Annotated in this window: 12 protein-coding genes; 8 read left to right on the top strand and 4 right to left on the bottom strand. The window is 69.0% G+C overall.

The features are described 5' to 3' along the window. Positions 1-27: 27 nt before the first annotated feature. Together E3T48_RS07625 and E3T48_RS07620 are read right to left on the bottom strand one after the other, a co-directional pair. Complete coding sequence (locus E3T48_RS07625) at positions 28-2,526, bottom strand: glycoside hydrolase family 65 protein (protein WP_134523393.1); 2,499 nt, start codon at positions 2,524-2,526, stop codon at positions 28-30. Next, positions 2,523-3,332 (bottom strand): HAD family hydrolase, encoded by an 810-nt coding sequence (locus E3T48_RS07620; RefSeq protein ID WP_134523392.1) that lies wholly within the window; start codon positions 3,330-3,332, stop codon positions 2,523-2,525. Before E3T48_RS07620 ends, E3T48_RS07625 begins: the two co-directional genes overlap by 4 nt. Before the next feature lie 477 nt (positions 3,333-3,809). On the opposite strand from E3T48_RS07620, the gene E3T48_RS07615 reads away from it, so the two are divergent. Next, the gene (locus E3T48_RS07615) at positions 3,810-4,541 is read left to right on the top strand and encodes a GAF and ANTAR domain-containing protein (protein ID WP_166789668.1); all 732 of its coding nucleotides are present in this window, start codon (positions 3,810-3,812) and stop codon (positions 4,539-4,541) included. Beyond that, on the top strand, positions 4,534-5,277 hold the full coding sequence (locus E3T48_RS07610; protein WP_134523388.1) for a GAF and ANTAR domain-containing protein: 744 nt from the start codon (positions 4,534-4,536) through the stop codon (positions 5,275-5,277). Before E3T48_RS07615 ends, E3T48_RS07610 begins: the two co-directional genes overlap by 8 nt. Positions 5,278-5,484: 207 nt before the next feature. Here E3T48_RS07610 and E3T48_RS07605 read toward each other — a convergent pair whose 3' ends face one another. Both E3T48_RS07605 and E3T48_RS07600 read right to left on the bottom strand, forming a co-directional pair. Continuing rightward, a complete protein-coding gene (locus tag E3T48_RS07605; protein WP_134523386.1) occupies positions 5,485-6,342 on the bottom strand; it encodes an NAD-dependent epimerase/dehydratase family protein in 858 nt (285 codons plus the stop codon). Between the two features lie 133 nt (positions 6,343-6,475). Beyond that, positions 6,476-7,039, bottom strand: a complete 564-nt coding sequence (locus tag E3T48_RS07600) for a TetR/AcrR family transcriptional regulator (RefSeq protein ID WP_134523384.1) — start codon at positions 7,037-7,039, stop codon at positions 6,476-6,478. Between the two features lie 99 nt (positions 7,040-7,138). On the opposite strand from E3T48_RS07600, the gene E3T48_RS07595 reads away from it, so the two are divergent. The 6 genes from E3T48_RS07595 (at position 7,139) to E3T48_RS07570 (ending at position 14,315) form a co-directional block, all read left to right on the top strand. Beyond that, positions 7,139-7,975: an alpha/beta fold hydrolase gene (locus E3T48_RS07595; RefSeq protein ID WP_134523383.1), complete on the top strand. Its 837-nt coding sequence runs from the start codon at positions 7,139-7,141 to the stop codon at positions 7,973-7,975. A 187-nt stretch (positions 7,976-8,162) separates the two neighbouring features. Beyond that, positions 8,163-9,584 (top strand): protoporphyrinogen oxidase, encoded by a 1,422-nt coding sequence (gene hemG, locus E3T48_RS07590; RefSeq protein WP_166789667.1) that lies wholly within the window; start codon positions 8,163-8,165, stop codon positions 9,582-9,584. After that, positions 9,581-10,783, top strand: a complete 1,203-nt coding sequence (locus tag E3T48_RS07585) for a TIGR04053 family radical SAM/SPASM domain-containing protein (protein ID WP_241986712.1) — start codon at positions 9,581-9,583, stop codon at positions 10,781-10,783. The genes hemG and E3T48_RS07585 overlap by 4 nt, the downstream gene beginning before the upstream one ends. Before the next feature lies 1 nt (position 10,784). Then, on the top strand, positions 10,785-11,873 hold the full coding sequence (locus E3T48_RS07580) for a ferrochelatase (protein WP_241986711.1): 1,089 nt from the start codon (positions 10,785-10,787) through the stop codon (positions 11,871-11,873). Between the two features lie 265 nt (positions 11,874-12,138). Then, a complete protein-coding gene (locus E3T48_RS07575; RefSeq protein WP_134523377.1) occupies positions 12,139-13,296 on the top strand; it encodes a LolA family protein in 1,158 nt (385 codons plus the stop codon). Continuing rightward, positions 13,293-14,315 carry an ABC transporter ATP-binding protein gene (locus E3T48_RS07570; RefSeq protein ID WP_134523376.1) on the top strand — a complete coding sequence of 341 codons (1,023 nt, stop codon included), beginning with the start codon at positions 13,293-13,295 and terminating at the stop codon, positions 14,313-14,315. Before E3T48_RS07575 ends, E3T48_RS07570 begins: the two co-directional genes overlap by 4 nt. Position 14,316 lies beyond the last annotated feature (1 nt).

Raw genomic sequence — 14,316 nt, 5'->3', positions numbered from 1 at the left:
GGAGTGGGGGCCTCTCATTCCCGCTGCTCAGTCGCTGACCTCGTAGTCGAACACGTGCGCGATCGTCGGGATCGACGACGTGATGACGGTGCCGTCCGCACGGCGGCCGCCCTCGATCGTCGACGGCGAGGGGGCGCCGGGTTCGCGCAGGCCCTGGTGGGACAGCGGGACCGTCACCGGGTGGCCGGCCACGAGGTCGAAGGCAACCCCGCGCACGGCGAGCCTGGCCGCGTCGCCCTCTTCGATGGTGAGCACGATCTCCTCCTGACGCAGGTCGACCCGCACTCGGGAACCCTTGAGGGTGATCCGGAAGGTGAGCTCCTCCCAGCCGACCGGCAGTCGCGGGTCTAGGGTGATTCGCCCGTTGTGGTCGCGCAGCCCGCCGAAGCCGTAGACGAGCGCGCTCCAGACGCCGCCGGCCGAGGCCACGTGCACGCCGTCCGCCGCGTTGTGGTGGAGATCGGCGAGGTCGACGAAGAGGCCGGAGGTGAAGTGTTTGAGGGCGAGCTCGTGGTAGCCGACCTCGGCCGCGATGATGGACTGGACCACGTCGGACAGGGTGGAGTCGCCGGTCGTGATCGGGTCGTAGTAGTCGAAGTCGGCGCGTTTCTGCTCGGCCGTGAACTGGTCTCCTTGCAGGAGGAGGGCGAGCACGACATCCGCCTGCTTGAGCACCTGGAAGCGGTAGATCACGAGGGGGTGGTAGTGCAGAAGCAGCGGCCGGTTGGCCGCGGGCGTCGCCGACAGGTCCCAGCGCTCCTTCTCGAGGAACTGGGCATCCTGCGGGTGGATGCCCAGGGTCTCGTCGAACGGTATGTGCATCGCCTCCGCGGCGAAGGCCCACTCCACGACCTCGGTCTGGTCCAGGCCGAGGCGGGCGACCATGGCGTTGTAGGAGTCGATGTCGATGTAGCGCAGCCGCCGCACGGCGGTGACGGCGGAGCGGAGGTTGGCCCTGGCCATGATGTTCGTGTACATGTTGTCGTTGACGACGGTCGTGTACTCGTCCGGCCCGGTGACGCCGTGGATGTGGAACACGTCGTTTCCGTTGCCGCGCCAGAAACCGAGGTCCGCCCACATCCGGGCGGTCTCGACGAGGATGTCGATCGCCTCGCGGGAGAGGAAGTCCTCGTCGCCGGTCGCCGCCACGTACTGGCCGAGCGCATAGGCGACGTCGGCGTCGATGTGGTACTGCGCGGTTCCCGCGGCGTAGTAGGCCGAGGATTCGAGGCCGCTGATGGTGCGCCACGGGAAGAGGGCGCCGAGCTGGTTCAGCTCGCGGGCGCGCATCCTTGCGTGGTCGAGCATCGCATGCCGGAAGCGCAGGGCGTTCCGCGCGGCGTTCGGGGACGTGTAGGTGAGGAACGGCAGCACGTAGATCTCGGTGTCCCAGAAGTAGTGGCCGCCATAGCCGGAGCCGGAGACCCCCTTCGCGGACACGCCCTGGCCGTCGGCGCGCATCGAGGCCTGGGCGAGCTGGAACAGGTTCCACCGGGTGGCCTGCTGCAGCGAGGGCTGGCCGGCGAGTTGGACATCCGTTCGGGCCCAGAAGGCGCTGAGCCAGTCGCGCTGCGCCGTGAGGATGGCCTCGAGGCCTTCCGTGCGCGCCCGGTCGAGGGTGCGGTCGCAGCGGTCGGCGAGCTCGTGGGTGGGCACGCCGGTCGAGGTGTGGTAGCTCAACGTCTTGGTGACGCGGATGACGTTGCCCTGCGTGGCCTTGATCTTGTAGACATGCTTGGCGATGTCGTCGTCGAGCTGCGACGACTCCTCGAACTCGTTGGCGGTGTCGATCGAGTGGTCGGCACCGCAGGCGATCGTCATGCCCGAGTTGGTGCAGCGAAAACCGAGGATGTACCGGCCGTCGGAGGCGCGTTTGAACCGCGGCTGCAGCACCCGGTCGGTGAACGACTCCGCCTTGCGCGGGTCGAAGTCCTTGCCGCCCCCGGCCTTCGGGGCGTCGTACTCGCCCATGCCGTCCTGCCGGTTGAGGATCTGGCTGGAGATGACGACGGAGGCGTCCGCGTCGAGCATGGTCACCTCGTACTGCAGCACCGCCAGGTGGCGTTCGGTGAAGGAGACCATCCGGCGGGACCGGATCAGGACCCGCTTGCCCGACGGCGTGCGCCAGATGAGGGAGCGTGACAGGACGCCGTCGGCGAAGTCCAGGCGACGCTCGTAGCTGAGCAGGTCGGCCAGGGTCAGCACGAGGGGCTCGTCGTCGACGTAGATGCGGATGACCTTGGCATCCGGGGCGTTGACGATGGTCTGGCCGACGCGCGCGAAGCCGAAGGCCTCTTCAGCGTGCCGGATCGGCCACGTCTCGTGGAAGCCGTTGATGTAGGTGCCCTGCACGTGGCCGTCGCGACCCTCGTCGACGTTGCCGCGCAGGCCGAGGTAGCCGTTGCCGACCGCGAACAGGGTCTCCGTGCGGCCCATGTCCTCGCCGGAGAAGGCGTTCTCGACGAGTGCCCACTCGTCGACGGGGAACCGGTTGCGATCGAGGGGATCCGAGGGGTTCAGGTTCATGCGTTCGCCTCCGTGGTGGCTGAGGTGGTGTTCGGGGTGAGGGTGGCGGATGCCGGCACGAGCTCGTCGAGGTCGGAGACCACGATGTCGGCGCCCGCGTCGAGCAGGGTCTTCCTGCCCACTCCGCGGTCGACGCCGAGCACGAGGCCGAAGTTGCCGGCGCGGCCGGCCTGGATGCCCGACTGGGCGTCCTCCACGACGACGCACTCCGAGGGGGTGAGGCCGAGCAGCTCAGCGCCCAGCTCGTAGGTGGCAGGAGCCGGCTTGCCGGCGAGTCCGCGCGAGGCGGAGAGGAGGCCGTCGACGACGACCTCGAACCGGTCGCGGATGCCCGCGGCGGCGAGGGTCAGCTCGCCGTTGCGTGAACTGGTGACGACGGCAACGAGCAGTCCGGCCCTCGTGACGAAGTCGAGGAACTCCAGCGAGCCGGGGTAGGGCGTCACGCCCTCCTCGGCCAGGGTCTCGTTGAAGGCCTCGTTCTTGCGATTGCCGAGGCCGCAGACGGTCTCCTGGTCCGGGGCATCCGTCGGCAGCCCGTCGGGGAGGGTGATGCCGCGGGAGGCCAGCAGGCAGCGCACTCCGTCGTAGCGGGGCTTGCCGTCGATGTACTCGAAGTAGTCGGCATCGCCGTAGGCGGGAGAGACGCCCTGCTCCTCGAGGAACGGGGTGAACAGGCGCGACCAGGCGTGCATGTGCACGTCGGCGGTCGGCGTGAGCACGCCGTCGAGATCGAAAAGCACGCCGCGGAGGCTGTGCAGCCGGTCGAGCGTTTCGGCGTGGGAAAGGGGGTTCTGCGGAGTAGTCATGTGTGTGGCGCCCTGCTCGGTCTCGGCCTGGATGTGGGGTTCAGCTTGTCGATTGACGGTGAATCAGGAGGCGGGCCGAGGTGGAGGTTCTGCCACTGCGTTGTCGCGGGGGAATGTCATCGCGTGAGTAAGAGCCCTTCCAGCCACCGGGGCTCGGCTTCAGGCGGAGCACCGTGGGTGTGGCTTGATTGGATTGATCGAGAGGCGGCCGGTAGGTGAAGGTATCTCAGCCAACGGCGGCAAAGATTGCGATTGACGACAATGCGGACCAGGTCCGGGAAATGCACGCGTCGATATTACAGCATTGATTCTATGCCCCGGGCGGGCTTTTTCCACCTCCGGGTTTCCTCACTCAAACCGACGAGGGTGCGCGTCGGTGGAGCCTGCCATTCCATTTCGGACGTGGAAGAGTACGTTAGAGTGTGCACTGGCCAGGCCCGGGCCGGAGATACAGCAGTAAACGCGGGAGGGAGTGCGATGCCTGATCGGTTTGCGGTAGCCGAAGAAGCGTTGGCCGCCTGTGCAGGTCAAGAGTCACGTCTGTACGAGCCTCTCCTTGCCCTGCTTCCAGCGGACGGACTGTCCATCTCGACGTTCGGCGACTTTCTCGCCGCGGAAACCATCTCGGCGAGCGACGCACAGTCGTTCCGACTGGACGAGCTACAATTCGATCTCGGCGAGGGCCCGTGTTGGGATGCACTGGCGACTTCGGCGCCCGTCATCGAGCCGAATATTCGGGAACGGCCGAACCGCGTGTGGCCGGCCTTCTCGAAGGCAATCGTCGCCGATGACCTGGGCGCGCTTTTCGCTTTTCCGTTGGTCTTGGGGCCCTTACGCATCGGGGCGATCGACATCTATACGACTCGACCGACTTACCTCAGCGAGCTGGATATCCGGCAGGTCTCAGGTCTCGCGACAGTTGTCAGTCGTCTCGTTCTCTCTCGAGCGATCAGGCTGACCGACAGCGACATGGTGAGCGGTACCAACGCCGATCCCGACGCTCGTAATCAGTTCTCCCGTCGTGAAGTGCATCAAGCCACCGGCATGGTGCTGGCCCAACTCAGGATCCCCGCCCGGGATGCCCGACTCGTCATCCAGGGACACGCCTTCGCCGTCGGCCGATCAATGCAAGAAATCGCGGAGCAGATCATCGATCGGCGATTGAGTTTCGCTGTGAGTGAGAACCAGATCGAAGGATCCCATGATTGACGGTACGAGAGAAGACCGCTTGATCGATACGTTCGCGACCCTCGCTGACACTCTGGTCGCCGGTTACGACGTGGTGGAACTCTTGCAGACGTTGGTCGAGAGTTGTGCAAGCCTCTTTGACATTACGGCGGCAGGTGTCCTCCTGCTCGATGTTGACGGTCAGCTTGAAGTTGTCGCCTCGACGAGCGAGGCAAGCCGCCTTGTTGAGGTCATGCAACTGAGCGCTCGGGCGGGTCCGTGCGTGGAGTGTTTCACCACCGGAACTGTGGTGTCGCTGCCGAATGTTGAGGACAGCCCACCCGGGTGGCAGCGTTTTCGGGATAGCGCGCGTGAGCAGGGTTTCGCTGCCGTCTATGCGGTTCCATTGCGACTGCGCGAGACAACAATCGGTGCCCTCAACCTGTTGTCCAGTGTCCCCGGCGCCCTGCGCCAACAAGATGTCCGGGCTGCCCAGGCGCTGGCCGACGTGGCTACCATCGGAATTCTCCAGGAGCGCACGCTTCGAGAAAGCAATACGGTGCGGGAGCAACTGACGAATGCGTTGAACTCCCGGGTCTTGATCGAGCAAGCCAAAGGCGTCATAGCGCAGTCCCGCGGCGTCTCGATGGAGGAAGCATTCGTCCTACTCAGAAATTACGCTCGCAGTAACCGTTTGATGTTGTCGCAGGTCGCCCAAGGACTTGTCGACGAAGGTGGCAGGAATTCCGACGATGGCTGGCTTCTCCGGGGAGTGTGAATCGGCCGGCGAACCCGGTTCACGCCGACTGTCGTGGCGTTCCCGGTGCCCGATACACGAAAAAGCCCCGGCTCTACTGCGCCGGGGGAGGCGAGCAATCTGCCGGGGCCAATCCGCTGGAGTGGGGGGACTCCGTCAACCACGGTACGGGGGATCGGCTGAATGCCGGCTGGGCGAGCCCAGGACCGGATGAGGGAACTGACAGGTTCAGGGCCGCGGTTCGGCGTGGTCCCGCCAGCTGTGCTCCGGGGCGTAGCCGAGCATCCGCCTGGCCTTGTCGATGGAGAGCAGGGTCTCGTTGGCGCCGACCGGCCTGCGGAATTCGACGCCGGGGAACACCTCGGCGGCGAGTTCCGTGTCAGGCCGGCTCATCACGGTGTCGGCGGCCGCGATGATGAAGGCCTCGAAGCCGGGCCGGGCGTTCTCCAGCGCGCGCAACACGGCCTGCGCGCCGTCGCGGCCGTCGATGTACCCCCAGAGGTTCCACTTGCGCAGGGTGGCGTCGCTGTCGAAGGCGGGGAAGGCGGCGTAGTCCTCTGGGTCCATCACATTGGAGAACCGCAGGGCGGTGATGCTGAGCGCCGTGTCCCAGCGGGTGAGCTGGATCGCCATCTGCTCTTCCAGGTGCTTGACCAGCGAGTAGGTGCTCTCCGGACGGGCCGGGTATTCCTCGTCCACCGGGAGATAGGGCGGATCGATCTCGAACGGCAGTCCGAGCACCGTCTCGCTCGACGCGTAGACCAGCCGGCGGATGCCCGCCCGCCGGGCCGCCTGGAACACGTTGTAGGTGGAGAGGATGTTGTTGTGGAACGTGGCGACGTCGGGAACCAGGCCCGGAGCCGGGATGGCGCCGAGGTGCACGACCGCGTCGAACCCGGAGTGCCGGTCGTCGACGCCGAGGACCGCGTCGATGACCTGGCCGTAGTCGGTCAGGTCGATCAGAACGAGGCCGTGGCTCTTCTCCCCGGCCCGGTCGAGGTTGAGCACCTCGTGCCCCTCCTCGGTGAGCCTCCGTACGACGGTCCTGCCGAGTTTGCCGCTTCCGCCGGTGACCACGATTCTCATCTGATGCTCCTTATCCTCTCCGCCATGCTACGAGCCTTTCCGGCATCCCCGGGACCAGGGCCCCGGCCTGCTTCACGGAGAGCTCGCGAGCGTGTCCAGCGTCTGGCGCCGGTCGAGGCAACCGAGGCCGACCTCAGTGCGGCAGGGCCACGTCGATGAGGATCTCCGCGGCGTCCCTGGCCGAGCGGGCGGCATCCGCGCTGCCCGAGATCGCCGCGGTGGTCTGTGCGCCCTCGGCCAGGATGGCCAGTTGCGGAGCCAGGCTCGCCGGGGCCCCTGCCCGTTCGACCAGGCCGCCGACGTAGCGCTGGAAGGACCGCTTCTGCTCCCGCGCGGCCAGGGCGACGGCGGGAACCGTGGCGCCGAGTTCGCCGAAGGCGTTGATGAAACCACAACCTCGGTAGTTGCCGTCGGTGAACCAGTCGTGGAGGAAGTCGTAGATGGAGAGCAGCTTGTCCCTCGGGGTGGACACCGCGTCGGCGGCGCGCGCGATGCCGGAGGTCCACAGCTCGTGACGGCGGTCCAGCACCGCGAGCAGGATCGCCTCCTTCGAGTCGAAGAGTGAGTAGAGCTTCTTCAGGGAGATCCCGGTCTCCGAGCGCAGCTGGTCCATGGTGACCGCCTGGATGCCGCGGGCGTAGAACAGCCGGTCGGCCGCGTCGATCGCGGCCCCCTGGGCGTCACGTTGTTCGTCCATCGGATTCACACAACCTCACTTGCGCAGAGAACGCATGTTCTCTAGACTAGCAAACAGAACAGAGAACGACCGTTCTCTGCGAATGAGAGGAATCGCGAGATGTCGTACATCACCGTCGGAACCGAGAACAGCACCAACATCGACCTGTACTACGAGGACCACGGCAGCGGAACCCCCGTCGTTCTGATCCACGGGTATCCGCTCGACGGCAGGTCCTGGGAGAAGCAGACCGCGGCTCTCCTCGACGCCGGCTACCGGGTCATCACGTACGACCGCCGCGGATTCGGCCAGTCCAGCCAGCCGGCCGCCGGCTACGACTACGACACCTTCGCCGCCGACCTCAACATCGTGCTCGAGACCCTCGACCTGCAGGGCGTGGTGCTGGCCGGGTTCTCGATGGGCACCGGCGAGGTCGCCCGGTACCTCAGCACCTACGGCTCGGCCCGGGTGGCGAAGGCCGCCTTCCTCGCCTCGCTGGAACCCTTCCTCCTCCAGACCGACGACAACCCCGGCGGCGCGGCGCCCAAGGAGTTCTTCGACGGGATCGTCGCCAGCGTGAAGGCGGACCGCTACGCCTACTTCACCGACTTCTACACGGGCTTCTACAACACCGAGGAGAACCTCGGCTCGAGGCTGAGCGAGGAGGCGCTCCGGCACAGCTGGGACGTTGCCGCCGGGTCCGGGTTCTCTGCCGCGGCCGCGGCTCCGCTGAGCTGGATCACCGACTTCCGCCAGGACATCCCCCAGATCGACGTGCCCACCCTGATCGTGCACGGCACGAGCGACAACATCCTGCCGATCGACGCGACCGGACGGCCGTTCTCCCGGCTGCTCCCGGACGCGGAATACGTGGAAATCGAGGGCGCGCCGCACGGCATGCTCTGGACCCACGCCGCCGAGGTGAACGCCGTTCTGCTCGCCTTCCTCGCGCGCTGAGACGCCACGCCGGGAGCCGCCGAAGCCCCGGCTCCCGGCATGCACAGACGTGCAAACCGACGTTTTCCGTCGTGCCGCCGCCCGTCTGCCGCGATTTCCGGGGCATCGACCGCCGTAGGATCTGAGATAACAAGGATTGCCACAGGGTGTCGGCTGCGCCGGTTCCGGGCAATTGGAGGAAGATACAGTGCACTCTCGACCACGGATTGTCATCGTCGGCGGCGGAATCAGCGGATTGACAAGTGCACACTATCTGCATCGCCGACTCGGGGACGGGGTGCAGGTCACCCTTGTCGAAGGCGCTCCGCGACTCGGCGGGAAGATCGCCACGGTGCCGTTCGGCGGGCACGCCGTCGATGTCGGACCGGACGCCCTGATGGTGCGTTCCCCCGTCGTCGCGACACTCATCGGCGACCTCGGCCTCGGCGACCTCGTGGTCGCACCCAACGCGGGCGGCGCACGGATCTGGTCGCGCGGGAAGCTGCGCCGGCTCCCGGCCGGCACCCTGTTCGGCATTCCCGACCGGTTGCTGCCCCTGCTCTGGAGCGGGCTCCTTTCCCCCGCCGGGGTGGCCAGGGCGGCCCTGGACATCGTGCTGCCCCGCCGCCGAGGCTCGCAGCCGCCCGACCCCACCATCGCCGAGCTGGTGCGCCCGCGGATGGGTGCGGAGGTGTTCGACCGGCTGGTGGACCCGCTGCTCGGCGGAGTGCACGCCGGCCGCGCCGACGAACTCAGCGCCCACAGCACAGCCCCCGACATCGAGGGCCTCGCCCGCACCAACCGCAGCCTGTACCTCGCCCTCGGCGCACGCCGCCGCGCAGCCCCGCCGAAGACCGCCGCCGCCCTGGTCACCCTTCGAGGAGGACTGGGCACGCTGATCGACGCCCTCGCGGCCCGGCTGGGGGGCGACGACATCCGCCTCGGGAGCCCGGCCTCGCTGATCACCCGCGCCGGCGCCGGCTACACGGTCGCCCTCGCCGACGGCACGAGCATCGAGGCGGATGCCGTCGTGCTCGCCACGTCGGCCGGCGTGGCCGCCGATCTCCTCGGTGCGGAGTCGCCCGACCTGGCAGCAGCACTGGCCGACGTGCCCTACGTGGACGTCGCCACCGTCTGCCTCGCCTACCCGCGCTCCTCGGCCCCCGCCGAACTGGACGGGACCGGATTCCTGGTGCCGCCGGTCGAGGACAAGCTCGTGGTCGGCTGCACCTGGTCGAGCGCGAAGTGGCCGCACCTCGCCAACGATGAGCTCGTGCTGATCCGCTGCATGGTCGGCCGGCGCGGCGACAACCGTTGGCTCGACCTGGACGACGACACCCTCGTCGACCTGGTCCACGGCGAGCTGGTCGAGGCGATGGGGCTGACCCAGCGCCCGATCGAACGGCACATCGAACGCTGGCCCCAGGGGATGCCGCAATACGTGGTCGGCCACCAGGCGCGCCTCGACGCCGCGACGGTGGCGCTGCTCGCCCTTCCCGGCATCCGGCTCACCGGGTCGTCGTATCGCGGCGTCGGCCTGGCCAGCTGCATCGTCGACGCCGAACGCACGGCGGACTCGCTCGCCGCCCTCCTGGCCGGCGACCGCCCCCTCACCGAGGTGGCACCGTGAGCGTCGGCGAGGTCATGCCCGGCGACGTCATGAACACCGTCGCCCAGGCCGGAGTGCTCCCCAGCGTGCCGACCAGGACACGCGGGCCGGGCCCGGACTACGCGCAGCGGCCCATGCTCGTCTTCTGGGAGACCACCCGCGCCTGCGCGCTCGCTTGCCGACACTGCCGCGCCAGCGCGACCATGCAGGCCCTGCCGGGTGAACTCACCACCGAGCAGGGCAAGAACCTGATCGACCAGGTCGCCGGTTTCGGCCGCCCCTACCCGATCCTCGTGCTCACCGGCGGCGACTGCCTGATGCGGCCCGACCTGTTCGAACTCGTCGACTACGCCACCGGACTCGGCCTGCCGACCGCGCTCTCCCCGTCGGTGACGCCCACCCTGACCGCCGAGATGATCGAGAAGATCGTCGCCAGCGGGGTCAAGGCCGTCTCGATCAGCCTCGACGGCGCGATCGCAGCCACCCACGAGGGCGTGCGCGGCATTCCCGGCCACTTCGACGACACCGTGCGCGCCATCCGTGCCCTCTCCGCTGCCGGGCTGACCGTGCAGGTGAACACCACCGTGATGCGCGCCAACGTCGACGAGCTGGCGGATGTCGCTGCCCTCATCGCGGGCGCGGGCGCGTCGATCTGGGAGGTCTTCTTCCTCGTGCAGGTGGGGCGCGGGGTGTCCACCGAGGCCGTCTCCGCCCTCGAGCACGAGGAGATCTGCCAGTTCCTCTTCGACGCGTCCCAGCACGGCTTCATCGTGCGCACGGTCGAGGCGCCGTTCTTCCGACGGGTGGTCGCCCGCCGCCGGGCCGGCGACCCCGCACCGGCCACGCCGCGCTACCTCGCGCTGACCGAACGGCTCGAAACCCTGATGGGGCCGCCGATCGGGCTGCCCAGGGCGCAGACGGCCTCCACCCGCGACGGCAAGGGAATCGTGTTCGTCGCCTATGACGGGGAGGTCTACCCGGCCGGGTTCCTGCCGCTCGGCCTCGGCAACGTGCTCACCACACCGCTCGCGGAGATCTACCGGGACAACACCCTGCTCAAACAGATCCGGGCCACCGAGTTCACCGGGCGCTGCGGCAGCTGCGAATACGCCGACCTGTGCGGCGGATCCCGGGCCAGGGCCTACGCCGACAGCGGCGACCCGCTCGGCGAGGACCCGGCCTGCCCGTACCAGCCGGCGGCGCTCGGTGCCGGCGCCTGACGTGGAGCCCGCCACGCCGGCCTATGACGCCGTGCTGCTGCTCGGGTTCGGCGGGCCGGAGGGCCAGGACGACGTGATCCCTTTCCTCCGCAACGTCACCCGCGGGCGCGGCATCCCGGAGGCCAGGCTCGAGGCCGTGGCGACGCACTACCGGGCCCGCGGCGGGATCAGCCCGGTCAACGCGCAGAACCGGGCCCTGAAAGCGGCGCTTGAGACCGAACTCGCCGGTCGCGGCATCGACTTGCCGGTCTACTGGGGCAACCGCAACTGGACGCCGTACCTCGGCGACACCGTCACCGAGGCAGCAGCGGCCGGGCACACTCGGATGCTCGCGCTCACGACCAGCGCCTACAGCTCCTACTCGAGCTGTAGGCAGTACCGCGAAGACCTGGCCCAGGCCCTCGATCACACCGGGCTCGCGGGCCGGGTGGCCCTCGACGCGGTGCGACCCTACTTCGACCACCCCGGTTTCGTCACGCCCTTCATCGACGGGCTCCGGGCTGCCCTCGCCGACCTCGCCGGGCGGCAGATCGCATCCGTCGACACGCACATTCTCTTCACGACCCATTCGATCCCGACGACGGATGCCGCCGCGAGCGGCCCACGGGACCGCGACTGGGGTCCCGGCGGCGCCTACGTGGCCCAGCACCGTGCCGTGGCCGAGGTGATCATGGCCGCACTGGCGCCGGGCGCTTCCCCGGCCTGGTCACTCGCTTTTCAATCCCGCTCCGGCCCGCCTGGCATGCCCTGGCTGGAGCCGGACGTCAACGACGCCATCGCCGACCTCGCCGCCGCGGGCAGGTCAGCCGTCGTGGTCGTGCCGCTCGGCTTCATCTCCGACCACATGGAGGTGATCTGGGACCTCGACACCGAGGCCGCCGCCACGGCCGCCGCTCTCGGCCTGGCCTTCCTCCGGGTTTCCACGCCGAGTCTCCACCCGGCGTTCGTGGCCGGTCTCGTCGACCTGCTGATGGAGCGCCTGCCAGCCGACCCGGATCCAGTGAGAAAGGCGTTGACCACGCTCGGTCCCTGGCGTGACGCCTGCCAGGCCGGATGCTGCGAGAAGGCCGCGGCCCGGCGGCCGGACTGACCTGGTCGCCCAAGCGCCGATGGCGTGCCCGCGCGACGCCGACCGCGCCTGCTGCGCCGCTGCGCTACAGGCGCACCAGGAGCGAAGCGGCGCAGGTGGCGCGCTCGTCGCTGGCTTGCGCAGCGCGCGGGCACGGCGGGCACGGCGGGCACCGGGCGCTGGGAGTTCGCCGAGTTAGCCTGCATCCGGTCCCCGGGAGGGGTGTGGTTCACGGATGCCGGACGTAGGATCGCAGTATGAATCGCGTCAGTCGAAGGAGGCTGTCATGACCCTCCGTTTGCGCAGCTGGCTCCCCGTGGCGGTCGTCCCCGCCGTCGTCATCGTCGGCGTGCTGACGGTGCCGCTCCAGGCCGGCGCCGCCGTGGATCTGCCCGACAAGACCCCGGCTCAGGTGCTCGCCCTGATCGGCGACAGCAACGTGAAGGCGCTCTCCGGCACGATCGAACAGACCTCCGAACTCGGCCTCCCCGCGCTGCCCAGCACCGGGTCCGGTGCGGACGCCTCCGCCTCCTCCGCCCTCGAACTGCTCACCGGTTCGCACACGGCGCGGGTCTATCTCAACGGACCCGACAACATCCGTGTGCAGGTCATGGACCGGCTCGCGGAACGCGACCTCGTGCGCAACGCCTCCGACGTCTGGATGTACAACTCCAAGGACAACACCGCCCTGCACGTCACCCTTCCGGACACGACCGGCATGCCGCGCCCGGAGGCCGACGGCTCCCAGCAGACGCCCGCGCAACTTGCCGAACGGATGCTCGCGGCGATCGACCCGAGCACCGCCGTCACGGTCGGGAAGGACACCCGGGTGGCCGGCCGCACGGCCTACGAGCTGCGGCTCACGCCCCGCACCGACGAAACCCTGGTCGGCGAGGTGTCGATCGCGGTCGACTCCGAGACCGGGATGCCGCTCCGGGTCGAGGTGCAGGCCCGTGGCCAGTCCGCCCCGGCCTTCTCGCTCGCCTTCTCCAAGCTCTCCCTCGAGGCGCCGAATGCCGACCTGTTCGACTTCACCCCGCCGGCCGGCGCGAAGGTCGAAGAAAAGTCATTGCCGGATGCATCCGCCATGCACGACAAGGCCATGCACGACATGTCGCTGACCGGCGGGAAGATGCCCGCCACCGAAGACGAAGCGACGAAGCTCGTGGAACAGCTTAAGGACGAGAAGTTGAAGAACGGCGGGGGCATGCTCCCCGGCGTGAGCGTCGACGGGACCGGCTGGGCATCCGTCGTCGAGTTGCCGGCCGGCACGGTGCCGGCCGACGTCCTCGCCGACCCGCTGCTCGCGCAGGTGACCGAGAGCGTTGACGGAGGCCGGCTGCTGTCGACCGCCCTGGTCAACGTGCTGGTCACCGACGACGGCCGGGTGTTCGCCGGGTCGGTTCCGGCGGCGCGGCTGCAGACCGCGGCCGTCGGGGGTTGACCGCCGCGACCCCGTCCGTCGAACTGGCGATCGAGACCCGGGGGCTGACCAAGCGGTTCGGCCATCAGACGGCCGTCGACGGCGTCGACCTCGCGGTACCCCGCGGCGCGGTCTTCGGCTTCCTCGGCCCCAACGGGTCAGGCAAGACCACCTCGATCCGGATGCTGCTCGGGCTCGCCACCGCCACCAGCGGCGACATCGCGGTGCTCGGCCAGGAGATGCCCGGCCGGCTCCGCGACGTGCTGCCGCGGGTCGGCGCCCTGGTCGAGGGGCCGGCCTTCTACCCGTTCCTCTCCGGCGCGGCCAACCTGCGCCGGCTCGACACCGCCGACCCCGGCGCGTCCTCGGCCACCCGTTCCGCCCGCGTGCACCTGGCCCTCGAGCGGGTCGGCCTCACCCACGCGGCCGGTAAGAAGGTGCGCGCCTACTCGCTCGGCATGAAGCAGCGTCTCGGCATCGCGAACGCCCTGCTGGTGCCGCGCGAGCTGCTCGTGCTCGACGAGCCGACGAACGGTCTGGACCCGCAGGGCACCCGCGAGGTGCGCAGCCTGGTGCGTTCGCTCGCCGCCGAAGGCACCACGGTTTTCGTCTCCAGCCACCTGCTGGCCGAGGTTGAGCAGATGTGCACGCACGCGGCCGTGATGAGCGCCGGCAGCCTGGTGGCGCAGGGCACGCTCGACGAACTGCGCCGGGTGGGCGAGGCGCATGTGCGGGTGCGCACCCCCGATGTCGCCGACGCACGCCGGGTGCTCGCCGGGCTCGGGCTCGTGGCCGACAGCGTCGATGCCGGCCGGGTCGGTGCCGGCCGGACCGACGCGGACCGGTTCGGGGTACCGGGCGACCGGAACGCCGACGGCCTGCTCAGCGCGCCCCTGGCCGACGGCGCAGCGGCCCCCGAAACGATCGTCGCGGCCCTCGTCGCCGACGGGGTGCGCGTGCGCGGGTTCTCGGTGGTGGGCGCCAGCCTCGAGGAACGGTTCGTGGCGCTGACCGGCGAGGGGTTCGACGTTGTCCAGTGAC

Source organism: Cryobacterium fucosi, from assembly GCF_004403515.1.
Taxonomy (GTDB): Bacteria; Actinomycetota; Actinomycetes; order Actinomycetales; family Microbacteriaceae; genus Cryobacterium; species Cryobacterium fucosi.
Note: the sequence above shows the minus strand (reverse complement) of the source record. Positions and strands in the feature narration are given on the sequence as shown.